The sequence below is a fragment of the Exiguobacterium aurantiacum genome (assembly GCF_001766415.1).
GTDB lineage: Bacteria > Bacillota > Bacilli > Exiguobacteriales > Exiguobacteriaceae > Exiguobacterium > Exiguobacterium aurantiacum_A.
Map to the genome: position 1 here is coordinate 160,941 of NZ_MKXO01000003.1, position 13,755 is coordinate 174,695.

Sequence of the window (13,755 nt, forward strand, 5' to 3'; positions counted from 1 at the left end):
CAAGATGAACAGGGAAAGAACGTATTACGGTAGACTCATGCCTTATTTCTGTCGTCCATTTTGTCTATAAGGAGGGAAACATTCATGAATCAGCAAACGACGATCGTCGGTGATCTCGTCGAGGTACTTAAGAAAAGCAAGTGGTTACTCGTACCGTTCATCCTGCTCGGCGGGCTCGCTGCTTATTATGTAAGCACGGCGTTCATCCAACCGACGTACGAGGCCTCGACGCAAGTGCTCTTAGTGACCGAACAAGAAGGCGACCGCGTCGACAGCTCGGAAGTGCTCTCGTCGCTCTCGCTCGTCAATACGTACCGGGTCATCATGAAGAGCCCGGCCATCTTGAACGAAGTGACAGAGCGCGTCCCGAACGCGCCAGACCCGATCAGTGACGCGCTCACGGTCGAGAGTGAGGAAGAGTCGCAAGTCATCAGCGTCGTCATCACCCATACGGACGCGACGGTGGCGGCCGAGACGGCGAACGTCATCAGCGAAGTGTTCGCGGACGAGATCCCGGACCTGATGAACATCGACAACGTCCGCATCTTGTCACCGGCTGAAGTGCCGCTCAACCCGGTGTCGCCGAACATTCTCGTCAATACAATGATCGGTATGTTCGTCGGCTTGTTCTTCGGCGGGCTGATCGGTCTCTTACGCTACGTGTTCGACAAACGGATCCAAAACGAACAAGAGGCGGAACGGCTGTTAGACCTTCCCGTCATCGGATCGGTGCCGGTCATCGAACGGCGTGACATGAAACCGAAAAAAATAAAAACGAACACCCCTAAAGGGAAAGGAGAGGTCCCTCATGTTTCTGAGAAAAAAGAACGACAATCTTCCTGATTACGGGCAGCGTGATTTGATCACGCTCGCCAATCCGAAGTCGCCGATCTCGGAGCAGTATCGGACGATCCGGACGAACCTCGAGTTCACGTCGATCGGTCAGAAGCTACAGATGATCAACGTCACATCAGCCTCGACCGGGGAAGGGAAGTCGACGACCGCGGCGAACCTCGCCGTCGTCTACGCACAGCTCGGAAAGCGTGTCCTTCTCATCGACTGTGACCTTCGTAAACCGACGGCGCAGTTCACGTTCAACCTCTCGTCCCAAGCCGGGCTATCGACGATTCTCGTCGGACGGATCTCGCTCGAGCGGGCCATTCAAAAGACGGGCGTCGAGCGGTTGTCGCTCCTCACCGCAGGACCGATCCCGCCGAATCCGACCGAGCTCATCGCTTCTGACCAGATGGTCGAACTGCTCGATGAGGTGCGCCGGCAATACGATATCGTCATCCTCGACGCACCGCCGATGATGCAAGTGGCGGACGCCCGTCTGCTCGCAAAAATCGCCGACGGCACGATCCTTGTCATCAGCTGCGAAAATTCAGAGCGCCAACTCGTCGTGAAAGCGAAAGAACAGCTCGAGCGGACCGGGACGCATATGCTCGGCCTCGTCTTGAACAAGCGGAAGAGCAGACGGCATAAGTATTACGCGTACGAGTGAGGTGGCGACGATGAAGATTCTCCATATTAACGCGATCAACGACGTGAAGAGCACTGGACGAATCTGTAAAGAACTCGCATCTGTCCATCACGACTGCGGACACGAGACGCGTGTCGCCCACTCGACGGGACCGGTCACCGAGGCGAGTTACGTCATCGGCGATCCCGTAGACGTGAAGATACACGCGCTGCACGCCCGGCTCACCGGACGGCAAGGCTACGCCTCGAAGCTCGCGACGGAGAATTTGGTCCGTGACATCGAGCGCTACACCCCGGACGTCGTCCATCTCCATAACTTGCATGCCAATTACGTTCATCTCAGGACGTTGTTCGAATACTTGGCCGCACGCGACATCCCGACCGTGTTGACGCTCCATGACTGCTGGTTCTTCACCGGCAAATGCACGCATTACACGACGGTCGGGTGCAACAAGTGGCAACACGGCTGCGGCGACTGCCCGCAACTTCGGGACGATATCCCGAGCTGGCTGTTCGACCGGACGAGCGAGATGCTCGAAGACAAGCGTCGCTGGTTGACGGCGATCCCGCGCCTCGCCGTCGTCGGGGTCTCCGACTGGATCACGACCGAGGCGCGCTTTTCGTTCCTCCGACACGCTGCCGTATTGCGCCGGATTCATAACTGGGTCGACCTCGACGTGTTTCGTCCGGTCGACGCGACCGAGCTCCGGGCACGGCTTCAGTTGGCCGACAAGATGGTGCTTCTCGGTGTCGCGAGCACGTGGAGTGAGGCGAAAGGGCTCGGTGCCTTCCTCGACCTCGCGGCGGCACGTCCGAACGACGCATTTCTCTTGATCGGCCGGCTTGACGACACAGAGCTCCCGGACAACGTCATCCACGTCAACGAGACGAACGACGCCCGTGAGCTCGCCCGCTACTACGCGCTCGCCGACGTGTTCCTCAACTTATCGGAACAGGAGTCGTTCGGCAACGTCACGGTCGAGGCGATGGCGTGCGGGACGCCGGTGCTCGTCTTGGACGCGACCGCGAGCCCTGAACTCGTCACAGATGACACTGGTATCGTCGTCGCGACACGGGGACTCGCCGATTTGAATTACGGGATCGAGCGCATCTTTGCCCGTGGCAAACGGTCGTACAAAGACGCGTGCGTCACCCATGCCCGGACGAACTTTGCGCTCCGTGACCGCGCCGTCGACTACTTGGACGTCTATGCGGCGCTCCGACACGAGAAAGTGAGGAATATTCTATGAAACCACTCGTCTCGATCATCATCCCGGTGTATAACGGGAGCAACTATTTGGCCGAATGTATCGACAGCGCCCTGGCCCAGACGTATACGCACATCGAAATCATCGTCGTCAACGACGGCTCGACCGACGGAGGGAAGACGGCCGCCGTCGCTAAGACCTACGGCGACCGGATCCGTTACATCGAGCAAGTGAACGGCGGCGTCTCGAGCGCGCTCAACCGTGGGATCGACGAGATGCGCGGTGACTTCTTCTCTTGGCTCAGCCACGACGACTTGTACGCCCCGCGGAAGATCGAGGCGCAGCTCGAGACGCTCGAGCGGGAAAAACTCGACCCGTCACGGACGATCCTCGTCACCGGCACCCGCTTCATCGACGAACACGGGGCCCCGATCCGGCGTTACCAGCGCAAGTTCACCGGGCTATATCAAGCGGGTGATATGTTCCGTCACTTGATGCTGACGTCGAGCCTGAACGGTTGTGCGCTCCTCATCCCACGCGCGGCGTTCGCAATGCGGCGCTTCTCGCAGGAGGACCGGTTCATCCAAGATTGGATGTGTTGGATCGGGTTCGCGCTTGACGGGTTTGACTACTATTTGACGGATGAGCCGCTCGTTCTGTCCCGGATTCACGGGGCCCAACAGACGAAAAAGATTGCCCACCGTGCCGAAATCGAGTCGGACCGCTACCTCAGCCAGTTACTCCTTGACGTCGAGCGCCGTCCGGACGCGGGTACGCTCATCCCGATCATCTTGCGCCATACGTTCAAAGAAGACGCGGCGGCGGTGCGTGAAGCGTATCTCGCGACCCGGGACGTGCGTGACTATTTCAGTCCGTTCGAACATGGGCGTCTGCGGTTCAACGGACTGTTGATCTCGAACTTGCTGTCGCTCTATCGGGGCGTCACGAACCTCATCTATCGTTAGAAAAGAGGCGACCTCATGACCATCTATCTCGTCAACATCGCACTGCTCGTCCTCTGGGCGATGCTGCTCATGCGTTCTGACACGACTTACAGGCGCGGTTGGTTCGTGACGTTCGCGACCGTCCAGTGGATCGTCTTGTCGGGATTTCGTCACATCTCGGTCGGGGACGACACGGCGCAATACGGAGCGCTTTTCCTTGCGACGAAGCCGTTGCCGCTCGAAGCGCTGACGCAGGACTTCTTTACCATCGTCTTCACCGAGAGCGAGGACCCGGGCTATTATTTGTTCCAACGGCTCACCCAGTTCGTCATCTCGGACTATCAACTGTATCTCGTCTTGATCGCCGTCATCTTCATGGTGCCGCTCGGTTACTTCATCTATAAATATTCGAGCGAGCCGCTCATCAGCTTTTTACTCTTCTCGGTCCTGTTTTATGAATTTTTCGCCGTGACGGGGTTACGCCAGACGGTGGCGACGGCGCTCGTCGTCCTCATCGGTTATCACTTCGTCAGGGCCCGCAAGCTCCTACTGTTTCTCGTCCTCGTGTTCGTCGCCATGACGATCCATAAGTCGGCGCTCGTGTTCTTGCCGTTTTATTTCTTGGCGAACCGGCAACTGACGAAAGCGTACATTCTCGGCATGCTCGGCTTCATCGCCGCCTTGTTCGTGTTTCGGGGCCCGTTCTTTGAGATGTTGGTGACGTTATCTGGCTACGACACGTATGACTACATGAATGGTGCGGGTGCGATCAACTTCAGCGTCATGCTCCTGTTCGTCCTGTTCGTCGCCTTATGGCGGCGCGATGAGATCTTGGCGAACAACCCGTCGGCGACGCATTACTTTAACGCATTGTTCCTCGCGGCATGCTTCTTGCCGCTCACGTTCATCAACCCGTCGATGATGCGACTCGTCCAATACTTCACGCTGTTCTTGATTCTGATGATCCCGGAGATCCTCAAGACGTTCGAGCGGCGCGAACGATTGCTCGTCTATTACGCGGCGGTGACGCTTTTAGTCTTGTTGTTCCTGCAGGACGCACCGGTGTATACGTTCTTCTGGCAGTAAGGAAGAGAGGTGGAAACACATGTCGACACGCGTCGAGCCCGATGAGGCCGCGAGCACGCGCAAAATCAAATACGGGGCAGCGATGTCGTATACGCAAATCTTTTTCGGCATCTTGTCCGGATTGATCTATACGCCGTGGATGATCCAGGAGATCGGTCAAGCGAACTACGGGCTCTACATGCTCACCATCTCGCTGATCAGCATGTTCGCGATGGACTTCGGGCTCGACGCGGCCGTATCCCGGTTCATGAGCAAATACATGGCCGAAGGGGACGAGGATAAGGCGGCACGCTTCCTCGGCGTCGCCTATAAACTGTTCACCGTCATCGGCTTCGTCTTGTTCATCATCCTCGCGGTCGTCTATTTCTTCCTCGACTCGGTATACGCGGGGCTGACCGCGGCCGAGCTCGACAAGTTGAAAGTCCTGTACGTCGTCGCCGGTCTGTTCATCGTCATGTCATTCCCGGCAAAACCGTTCACGGGCATCCTTGTCTCACATGAGTACTTCTTGTTCTCGAGCGCGCTCCAGTTGACAGAAAAGATCGCGACCGTCGCCCTCATGGTGACGGCGCTCCTCCTCGGATACGGGCTGTATGCGCTCGTCCTCGTCACCGCGTTCGTCGGCACGCTCGTGCTCATCATCGAATACATCTTTATCCATCGGAAGACGACGGTCCGCGCGAACTTCCGTGAACGCGACAAAGGAATTTATAAAGACATCTTCGGCTTCATGACATGGAGCACGGTCACGCTCGTCGCCCAACGCTTCATCCTCAACATCACGCCGAGCCTGCTCGGGATGCTCGCCGGCAGTGCCTCGATCGCCTTGTTCTCGATCGGGATGGTCATCGAAGGGTACGTCTGGACGATCGCGTCGGCGCTCGGTTTCTTGTTCTTGCCGAAAGTGAGCCGGATGCTCACGCGTGACGACAGGGGAGGAATCGCCGTCTTGTTCGTCCGGATCGGCCGCATCCAGCTCTATATCGTCGGATTGATCGTCACGTCGTTCTTCGTCCTCGGGCAAGAGTTCATGCGGCTCTGGGTCGGCGAGGCGTTTCGTGACTCATATTACGTCGCGCTCCTCCTTATCGCCCCGAGCCTCATCACATTGACACAAGACATCGGCAACACGACGCTCATCGCCGAGAACAAAGTGAAATATCGGGCTTACGCGTCGCTCATCGTCGCCTGTATCAGCATCACGTTATCTCCGCTCCTCATCCCGATTTACGGGCCGATCGGGGCGGCTGTCGCCATCTGTATCGGCAATATCGTCGGGCTCGTCGTCTACATGAACTTCGTCTACAGCCGTGTGCTCAAACTCGACATCGGGCTATTTTTCCGGTCATGCCACATGAAGCTTCTTCCGGCGCTCGCGCTCTATACGGTCATCGGCTGGGGCATCCAACAGCTGTTCCCGGCGTCGAACCTGTTCGCCTTCGCCTTGAAAGGGGGCGTGCTCGTCGTCCTCTATGGCATCATCATGTGGTTCCTCGCGTTTGATGACAGCGAGAAAGCACTCGTCCATCAAGTGTTCGCCCAAGTGAAGATCCGCATCCTATCCATCCACCATACTTCTTAGGAGGGAACGTTATGAATCGACTCAAAGTGATGACCATCGTCGGCACGCGCCCGGAAATCATCCGTCTCTCGGCCGTCATCGCCAAGCTCGAGGCGTCGGAGGCGATCGAACACATCCTCGTCCACACCGGACAAAACTACGACTACGAGTTGAACGAGATCTTTTTCGAGGACTTCGGTCTACGCACGCCCGACTACATCCTCGACGCCTCCGCTGACGGGCCGATGGCGACGATCGGCAACATCTTGATCGCGGTCGATCCGGTGCTCAAGGCTGAACGACCGGACGCCGTCCTCATTCTCGGCGACACGAACAGCTGCCTCGCCGCCATCGCCGTCAAACGCCATAAAATCCCGATCTTCCACATGGAGGCAGGGAACCGCTGCTTTGACGAACGGGTGCCGGAAGAGACGAACCGCCGCATCGTCGACCATATCGCCGATGTCAATTTGACGTACAGCGACATCGCCCGCGAGTATCTTCTGAAAGAAGGGCTCCCGTCCGACCGCGTCATCAAGACGGGCAGTCCGATGTTCGAGGTGCTCACGCGCCAGCGAGACAAAATCGACCACTCGGACGTGCTCGACCGGCTCGGTCTGACGGCAGGCGGCTACTTCGTCGTCTCCGCGCATCGGGACGAGAACATTAGTGCGGATGAGAACTTCTTCGATCTCGTCGACACGTTGAATGCGATCGCCGAGACGTACGACCTCCCGCTCATCATCAGCACGCATCCGCGCACCGCCAACCGGATTCGCGAGACCGGGGTGACGCTGCACCCGAATATCCGCACGCTCAAGCCGCTCGGGTTCAGCGACTACGTCCACTTGCAGATGTATGCGAAAGCGGTGCTCAGTGACAGCGGGACGATCAGCGAGGAGAGTTCGATCCTCGGGCTGAAGGGCTTAAACATCCGCCAAGCGCACGAGCGGCCCGAGGCGATGGAAGAAGGGGCGGCGATGATGGTCGGCTTGAAACGCGACCGCGTCCTCCAGGCGCTCCGCGTGTTAGAGGAGACGGAGACGCCGATGCGCCTCGTTTCCGACTACGCGATGCCGAACGTGTCCGATAAAGTGCTCCGCATCTTGTTGTCGTACACGGATTATGTGATGCGTGAAGTGTGGAAACAGACTCCGGGGAGTCCGCTCAAGAAGGAGGTGTGAGGGATGCGCTATTTGAATCAAAAGCGGAAACTCGACATCGTCTTAAGTTCACTCGCACTATTTTTGCTCGCACCGTTGCTCGTGTTGATCGCGATTTTGATCAAACTCGACTCGAAAGGACCGGTCCTGTTCAAACAGCAGCGCGTCGGTCAGGACGAGACGTTGTTTTGGATCTATAAGTTCCGGACGATGCGGGACGACACGCCGAAAGACGTGCCGACCCACATGTTCGCCGACTCGACGAAACACATCACGCCGATCGGTAGCGTCCTCAGGAAGACGAGCCTCGACGAACTCCCGCAACTCGTCAACATTTTAAAAGGCGACATGGCGCTCGTCGGTCCGCGGCCGGCGCTGTGGAATCAGACCGACTTGATCGAGGCGAGACGCGCAGAAGGCGTCGCCCCGGTCAAACCAGGCCTGACCGGTTGGGCGCAAGTGAAAGGACGCGATGAGCTCCCGATCGAGGTGAAGGCGAAGTTTGACGGGGATTACGTCCGGCACATGGGTCACCGTCTCGACCTCGTCTGTATCTTGTTGACGGTCCGAAACGTCCTCCTTCGCAAAGGCATCATCGAAGGGCAGGTCGAACCGCCGACCGTCCCGTTGAAAGAAAAAGAGATGACACATGTTGCGAAAAAATGATAGGAGTTTCCCTTCTATTACCAATTCATTTCAAATTTGGCGGGTAAAAGACTTCATACACAAGCTCCTGACCTCTCAGACAATGCACCTCAGAAAGGAGACTCGATCATGTTTTCGAATAAGACTTTGCTCATCACCGGCGGGACCGGCTCGTTCGGCAACGCCGTCATGGAACGGTTCCTCCATACGGACATTAAAGAGATCCGCATCTTCTCACGTGACGAGAAAAAACAAGAAGACATCCGCAAACGCTACAACGATGACAAACTGAAATTTTACATCGGTGACGTGCGCGATTCGAATAGCGTCAAGAACGCGATGTACGGCGTCGATTACGTGTTCCACGCCGCGGCGCTCAAACAAGTCCCCTCGTGCGAATTTTTCCCGATCGAAGCCGTCAAGACGAACATCCTAGGCACCGAGAACGTCTTGAACGCTGCCGTCGACGCCGGTGTCGCCAAAGTGATCTGCCTGTCGACCGACAAGGCGGCCTATCCGATCAACGCGATGGGCATCTCGAAAGCGATGATGGAAAAAGTATTCGTCGCCAAGGCACGCGCCGTCGGTCCGGACAGGACGCTCATCTGTGGTACCCGTTACGGTAACGTCATGGCGTCCCGCGGCTCGGTCATCCCGCTCTTCGTCGAACAGATCAAAAACGGGGAACCGCTCACCGTGACCGACCCGCTCATGACCCGGTTCTTGATGAGTCTCAGTGACGCGGTCGAGCTCGTCGTGTTCGCCTTCAATTATGCGCACGCGGGCGACATCATGGTCCAAAAATCACCGGCTTCGACGATTCAAGACCTCGCCGAGGCGCTCAAACAATTGTTCCAAGTCGACAATCCGGTCAAAGTCATCGGTACCCGGCATGGCGAGAAGACGTTCGAGACGCTCATGACACGTGAAGAACACGTCCTCGCCGAAGATATGGGTGGTTTCTTCCGCGTCCCGGCTGACAACCGTGACCTCAACTACGATAAATATTTCAGTGAAGGCAGCAGGGAGCTGACGGTCCAAGGCGAGTACAACTCGAACAACACCGAACAGCTCGGCGTCGAAGACGTGAAACGGCTGCTGTTGACGCTGCCCTACATTCAAGCAGAACTCGCAGCTTGGCACGTGCCGAGCTCGACGAAGCGGATCGGGTGAGGTGAATATGATGAAACAACGACTCGTCTTCATCACGAACATCGCCGCCCCGTATCAAGTCAAGTTCTGCTACGCGCTCCAAGAACATTTCGATACCGAGTTTTGGTTTTATGACCAATTGACTGCCCGACGTCCCGACTGGTGGAAAGTCCCGCTCGGCGACCGCTGTAAAGTGCTCAAAAGCAACTACTTCGCCGGACCATTGAACTATGTGTCACTCCAAGTGTTCCAAGAACTTGCCCGCTTCAAACCGGACATCATTCTCGTCGCCGGCTTCACACCGCTGCACTCGCTCATCTTGAAGCTCGCGAAACGGAAAGGCAGTAAAGTCGTCGTCTTGAGCGAGCCGATCCGCGACGTGTCGGGTGAGGATAACGCCTCGGACAAGCTGCTCGAACAAGCGAACGCGAAGTGGAAGACACGGATCATCCACACGATGTTCCGTGACGCCGACCTGATCTTCGGAATGGGACAAGTCGCCCGCGACCAATTCGTCCGCGAGTTCGGATTCATGGAAGAACAAGTCGTCAACGCCCCGTACCCGATCGATATCGACGCCTATTTCGACCATCCGCTCCGCGTGAAGCGCCGAGGTGACCCGATCCGGATCTTGTTCGCGAACCGGCTCATCGACCGCTACCAACCGCTCGTCGCCCTAGAAGCGTACCGGGCCTTGAAACAAGACTATCCGAACCTGTCGCTCGCGTTGAACCGGGACGGACACTTGTACGAGGCGTGTCGTGACTACATCAAGGAGCATGACCTCGAAGGTGTGACGTTCTTGGATGAAATCGACGCCTGGGACAATATGCATCTCGTCTATCGTGACTCGGACATCTTAGTCTTGCCGGCGACCTATTCGAACGGCAACTTGACGATCATCGAGGCGTGCGCGTCCGGGATGGGCGTCATCGTCAGCCGTCAAGTCGACAACGTCTCGGGGCATTTGACGGAAGGGGAGAACTGTTTCAAATGTGAGCCGACCGCTGCGTCGCTCGAGGTGTCGCTCCGGAACTACCTGGAAGCACCGGAACGGCTCGCGACGCATGGCGCCCTGTCAAAACAAAGCGTCGAGAATCGTCGCAACCGTGCGACCGCGGCGACGTATCGCCAACTGTTCACGCAAGCTCACATCATTTGACGCCAAAGGAGACCAACGACATGGTGAAGCTCATGCTGTTAGGAGGAGCGATGCATCAAACGCCCGTCATTTTAAAGGCGAAAGAGAAAGGGATCTTCACGATTCTGTGCGATTTCTTGCCGGACAATCCGGGGCGAAACGTCGCTGACCGCTATTATTGCGTCAGTACACTCGACCGCGAACGCGTGCTCGAAGTGGCACGCGAGGAACAGATTGACGGGATCATCGCTTACGCGTCAGACCCGGCCGCTCGCACTGCGGCTTATGTCGGCGAAGCGCTCGGACTCGTCACGAACCCGTTCCAGACGGTCGAGACGTTGACGAATAAGGTCAAGTTCCGCGCCTTCTTGAAAGCGAACGGCTTCCCGACACCTGAGGCATACGCCTTCACCGAATTCGAAACGGCCGTTTTGGCACTGTCGACGCTGCGTGGGACGTACGTCGTCAAACCAGCCGACTCGTCGGGCAGCAAAGGGATTAGCCGCATCACCTCGTCGGATACGCCCAGGAGGATTCGCGAAAAGCTAGCCGCCGCCTTCGAGGTGTCACCGGGCGGGGAAATCGTCGTCGAACAGTTCGTCAAACGTGACGGCTATCAAGTCGCCGGAGACGGGTTCGTCGTCGACGGGAAACTTGTCTTTCGTTGTTTCGGCAACAGCCATTTCAACGTGAGAGGCGTCAACCCGTTCGCGCCCATCGGTGCGAGCTTCCCGAGCGTCCAACCGGACCGCGTCCAAGCGAAAGTCCACGCCACGCTTCAACGCATGATCACGAAAGTCGGGCTGAAGAACGGTCCGCTCAACTTCGACATTTTCGTCAGTAAAGGTGACGTCTACTTGATGGACATCGGCCCCCGTAACGGCGGCAACTATATCCCGCAGATCATCGAACAGGCGACCGGTGTCGACATGGTGAGCGCGACGATCGACCTCGCGCTCGGACGACCGGTCGAACTGGAAATGAAACATGTCACGACGCCGTCGAGTTACTTCATTCTCGGCAGCCAGATCCCAGGCCGTTTTATCGGACTCACGTTCGCATCCAAAGGGTACACGATCGTCAAATCGAATTTGGCCTACGCGATCGGTACGGATATTCCGTGCTTCGAAGGGGCGAACAAATCGCTCGGCAGCCTCATCCTTCGGTTTGAAGACGTGCCGACGATGCTCCGCTTGCTCGATCATCCGGACAAATGGGTGACGCTTCACGTCACGCCGGCTACTCAACGGAAGGAGGGATTATCATGGACATCGTCGTCACCGGAGCAAACGGCTTTCTAGGAAAACACCTCACGCACGCACTTGAACAGGATGGGCACAACGTCCTTAAAGTCACGCGGGAGACACACTTCGCTGAACGGAGCCGGATGCTCCGAGCGGCCGACTTCGTCTTCCATCTCGCCGGCATCAACCGGCCGGAAGACCCGCACGAATTCATCACCGGTAACGTCGATTTGACCGAGGTCATCGCGACGGAGCTGTTGTCATACAACCCGGTCCCGATCGTGTTCGCCTCGTCGATCCAGGCGACGCAAGACAACGACTACGGCCGCAGCAAGCGGGACGCGGAAAACGTGCTCGTCGTCTACAGCGAACGCTCGGAGACGCGGGTCCACTTGTTCCGCTTGCCGAACGTGTTCGGGAAGTGGGGGCAACCCTTTTATAACAGCGCCGTCACGACATTCTGTCATCAGATCTCGCGCGGCGAGACGGTCACGGTGAACGATCCGGACCGATTGCTCACGCTCGCCCACGTCGATGATGTCGTCGCCTCGTTTCTTGACACGTTGACGACGGACGTCGCGCTCTATCCGACGGTTCCGGCGCATGAGATCTCCCTGCTCGACGTCGTCCGTACGCTCGAGGCGTTCGAGACGATGCGAGCGGCGCACAGCGTACCGGACTTGTCGGACGCGTTCACGAAACAGCTGTATAGCACGTACACGAGTTACTTGCCGAGAGAGCGGATGGTGACACCGCTCCTGATGCACCGCGACGCGCGCGGCTCGTTCACCGAGTTCTTGAAGACGCCGGACCGGGGGCAAGTGTCCGTCAACGTCGCCAAGCCCGGCATCAAAAAAGGGGAACATTGGCACGACACGAAGCATGAGCAATTCCTCGTCGTCAGTGGAGAAGGTGTCATCCGTCTCCGATTGGTCGACGACACGGAAGTCATGACGTTCCATGTGAGCGGGGAAACGCTCGAAGTCGTCGAGATCCCACCTGGATACGTCCACAATATCGAGAACGTCGGCACGACCGACCTCGTCACCATCATGTGGGTGAACGAACCGTTCGACCCGGGCCAGCCCGACACGTACGCCGATACCGTCGCCCGAGCTGAAACCGAAGTGCTGTGAGGAGGAAACGCGATGATCATGGTCAGTATCAACTGCATCACCTATAACCATGAGGCGTATATCGGTCAGACGATCGAAGGATTCCTCATGCAGGAGACGGATTTCGACTTCGAGATCCTGATCCATGAGGATGCGTCGACGGACCGGACGGCCGAGATCGTCCGAAGTTACGAACGTCTTCACCCCGACAAGATCCGGGTCATTTATCAGACGGAGAATCAGTACTCAAAAGGCGTGTTCGTCAACTTGTTGAACGAAGAGCGGGCCCGCGGCAAATACGTCGCCCTCTGTGACGGTGACGACTACTGGATCGACCCGCACAAGTTGCAAAAGCAAGTCGACTACATGGAAGCAAATCCCGACTGCACGCTTTGCTTCCACGACGCCTACGTTGAGACGGACGACACGTTGCATACGGATTGGCGCGTCATTCCATGGATGCCTGAGAACCGAAAGTATGCGTCGTTTGAAGCACGGACGTACAACGCCGGTGAGCTGCAACTGCTCGGGTTCATCCCGACGATGTCGATGTTGTACCGAAACGGGCTGATCATGGGCGGGCCGGACTGGTTGAGCGATGCGCCGGCAAAAGACGGGGCGATGAAACTGTACGTCGCGAGTCATGGCTACGCTTACTATATGCCCGAGGTGATGAGCGTCTACCGATATGGCGTCGCAGGATCGGCGACGACGATCTGGAACGAAGGGGACCTCGAGCGGGATATCGCGCGTCACGAGGCGTTCATCCGCTTCATCGATACGTTCGATGCGTATTCAAACGGACAGTATCATCAAGAGATGGAACTTTCCCGCATCTCGTTCGAGGTCGGGCTGCACCGGCTGAGACGAGACTATGCCGCTTTAAAGTCACCACGATACGATCGCTACCTTGACCGTTTCGTCGGGAAAGAGCGGATTCGTCCTTACTTGATGGTGCGGCATCCGATCGTCACCGAACTGTTGATTCGGCTTCGGTCGCGGCAACTGATATAA

The 13,755-nt window shown here is 57.3% G+C and carries 13 protein-coding genes; all 13 read left to right on the forward strand.

The window, feature by feature from the left end:
- Nucleotides 1–84: 84 nt before the first annotated feature.
- The 13 genes from BJU60_RS08395 (at nt 85) to BJU60_RS08455 (ending at nt 13,755) form a co-directional block, all read left to right on the forward strand.
- The gene (locus tag BJU60_RS08395; RefSeq protein WP_070328440.1) at nt 85–843 is read left to right on the forward strand and encodes a YveK family protein; all 759 of its coding nucleotides are present in this window, start codon (nt 85–87) and stop codon (nt 841–843) included.
- Nucleotides 809–1,504, forward strand: coding sequence for a CpsD/CapB family tyrosine-protein kinase (locus tag BJU60_RS08400; RefSeq protein ID WP_070328441.1), 696 nt, complete (start codon nt 809–811; stop codon nt 1,502–1,504). Before BJU60_RS08395 ends, BJU60_RS08400 begins: the two co-directional genes overlap by 35 nt.
- Before the next feature lie 10 nt (nt 1,505–1,514).
- Nucleotides 1,515–2,732 carry a glycosyltransferase gene (locus BJU60_RS08405; protein WP_070328442.1) on the forward strand — a complete coding sequence of 406 codons (1,218 nt, stop codon included), beginning with the start codon at nt 1,515–1,517 and terminating at the stop codon, nt 2,730–2,732.
- The gene (locus tag BJU60_RS08410) at nt 2,729–3,655 is read left to right on the forward strand and encodes a glycosyltransferase family 2 protein (RefSeq protein ID WP_070328443.1); all 927 of its coding nucleotides are present in this window, start codon (nt 2,729–2,731) and stop codon (nt 3,653–3,655) included. Before BJU60_RS08405 ends, BJU60_RS08410 begins: the two co-directional genes overlap by 4 nt.
- Before the next feature lie 15 nt (nt 3,656–3,670).
- A complete protein-coding gene (locus BJU60_RS08415; RefSeq protein WP_070328444.1) occupies nt 3,671–4,720 on the forward strand; it encodes an EpsG family protein in 1,050 nt (349 codons plus the stop codon).
- Between the two features lie 19 nt (nt 4,721–4,739).
- Entirely contained in the window at nt 4,740–6,302 is a 1,563-nt protein-coding gene (locus BJU60_RS08420) for an oligosaccharide flippase family protein (protein WP_070328445.1), read from the forward strand.
- A gap of 11 nt (nt 6,303–6,313) precedes the next feature.
- Nucleotides 6,314–7,465, forward strand: coding sequence for a non-hydrolyzing UDP-N-acetylglucosamine 2-epimerase (wecB, locus tag BJU60_RS08425; protein WP_070328446.1), 1,152 nt, complete (start codon nt 6,314–6,316; stop codon nt 7,463–7,465).
- A gap of 3 nt (nt 7,466–7,468) precedes the next feature.
- Nucleotides 7,469–8,110 carry a sugar transferase gene (locus BJU60_RS08430; protein WP_070328447.1) on the forward strand — a complete coding sequence of 214 codons (642 nt, stop codon included), beginning with the start codon at nt 7,469–7,471 and terminating at the stop codon, nt 8,108–8,110.
- Between the two features lie 108 nt (nt 8,111–8,218).
- A complete protein-coding gene (locus BJU60_RS08435) occupies nt 8,219–9,262 on the forward strand; it encodes a polysaccharide biosynthesis protein (protein WP_070328448.1) in 1,044 nt (347 codons plus the stop codon).
- 7 nt (nt 9,263–9,269) lie between these two features.
- The gene (locus BJU60_RS08440; RefSeq protein ID WP_254281677.1) at nt 9,270–10,403 is read left to right on the forward strand and encodes a glycosyltransferase family 4 protein; all 1,134 of its coding nucleotides are present in this window, start codon (nt 9,270–9,272) and stop codon (nt 10,401–10,403) included.
- 20 nt (nt 10,404–10,423) lie between these two features.
- Nucleotides 10,424–11,683, forward strand: a complete 1,260-nt coding sequence (locus BJU60_RS08445; protein WP_070328450.1) for an ATP-grasp domain-containing protein — start codon at nt 10,424–10,426, stop codon at nt 11,681–11,683.
- Nucleotides 11,647–12,762, forward strand: coding sequence for a polysaccharide biosynthesis C-terminal domain-containing protein (locus BJU60_RS08450; RefSeq protein ID WP_070328451.1), 1,116 nt, complete (start codon nt 11,647–11,649; stop codon nt 12,760–12,762). Before BJU60_RS08445 ends, BJU60_RS08450 begins: the two co-directional genes overlap by 37 nt.
- Before the next feature lie 12 nt (nt 12,763–12,774).
- Nucleotides 12,775–13,755: a glycosyltransferase family 2 protein gene (locus BJU60_RS08455; protein ID WP_070328452.1), complete on the forward strand. Its 981-nt coding sequence runs from the start codon at nt 12,775–12,777 to the stop codon at nt 13,753–13,755.

Bases quoted from the DNA above. Each gene is read 5' to 3' on its own strand.
- BJU60_RS08395 (WP_070328440.1), top strand. From the start codon at position 85: ATGAATCAGCAAACGACGATCGTCGGTGATCTCGTCGAGGTACTTAAG.
- BJU60_RS08400 (WP_070328441.1), top strand. From the start codon at position 809: ATGTTTCTGAGAAAAAAGAACGACAATCTTCCTGATTACGGGCAGCGT.
- BJU60_RS08405 (WP_070328442.1), top strand. From the start codon at position 1,515: ATGAAGATTCTCCATATTAACGCGATCAACGACGTGAAGAGCACTGGA.
- BJU60_RS08410 (WP_070328443.1), top strand. From the start codon at position 2,729: ATGAAACCACTCGTCTCGATCATCATCCCGGTGTATAACGGGAGCAAC.
- BJU60_RS08415 (WP_070328444.1), top strand. From the start codon at position 3,671: ATGACCATCTATCTCGTCAACATCGCACTGCTCGTCCTCTGGGCGATG.
- BJU60_RS08420 (WP_070328445.1), top strand. From the start codon at position 4,740: ATGTCGACACGCGTCGAGCCCGATGAGGCCGCGAGCACGCGCAAAATC.
- wecB (WP_070328446.1), top strand. From the start codon at position 6,314: ATGAATCGACTCAAAGTGATGACCATCGTCGGCACGCGCCCGGAAATC.
- BJU60_RS08430 (WP_070328447.1), top strand. From the start codon at position 7,469: ATGCGCTATTTGAATCAAAAGCGGAAACTCGACATCGTCTTAAGTTCA.
- BJU60_RS08435 (WP_070328448.1), top strand. From the start codon at position 8,219: ATGTTTTCGAATAAGACTTTGCTCATCACCGGCGGGACCGGCTCGTTC.
- BJU60_RS08440 (WP_254281677.1), top strand. From the start codon at position 9,270: ATGATGAAACAACGACTCGTCTTCATCACGAACATCGCCGCCCCGTAT.
- BJU60_RS08445 (WP_070328450.1), top strand. From the start codon at position 10,424: ATGGTGAAGCTCATGCTGTTAGGAGGAGCGATGCATCAAACGCCCGTC.
- BJU60_RS08450 (WP_070328451.1), top strand. From the start codon at position 11,647: ATGGACATCGTCGTCACCGGAGCAAACGGCTTTCTAGGAAAACACCTC.
- BJU60_RS08455 (WP_070328452.1), top strand. From the start codon at position 12,775: ATGATCATGGTCAGTATCAACTGCATCACCTATAACCATGAGGCGTAT.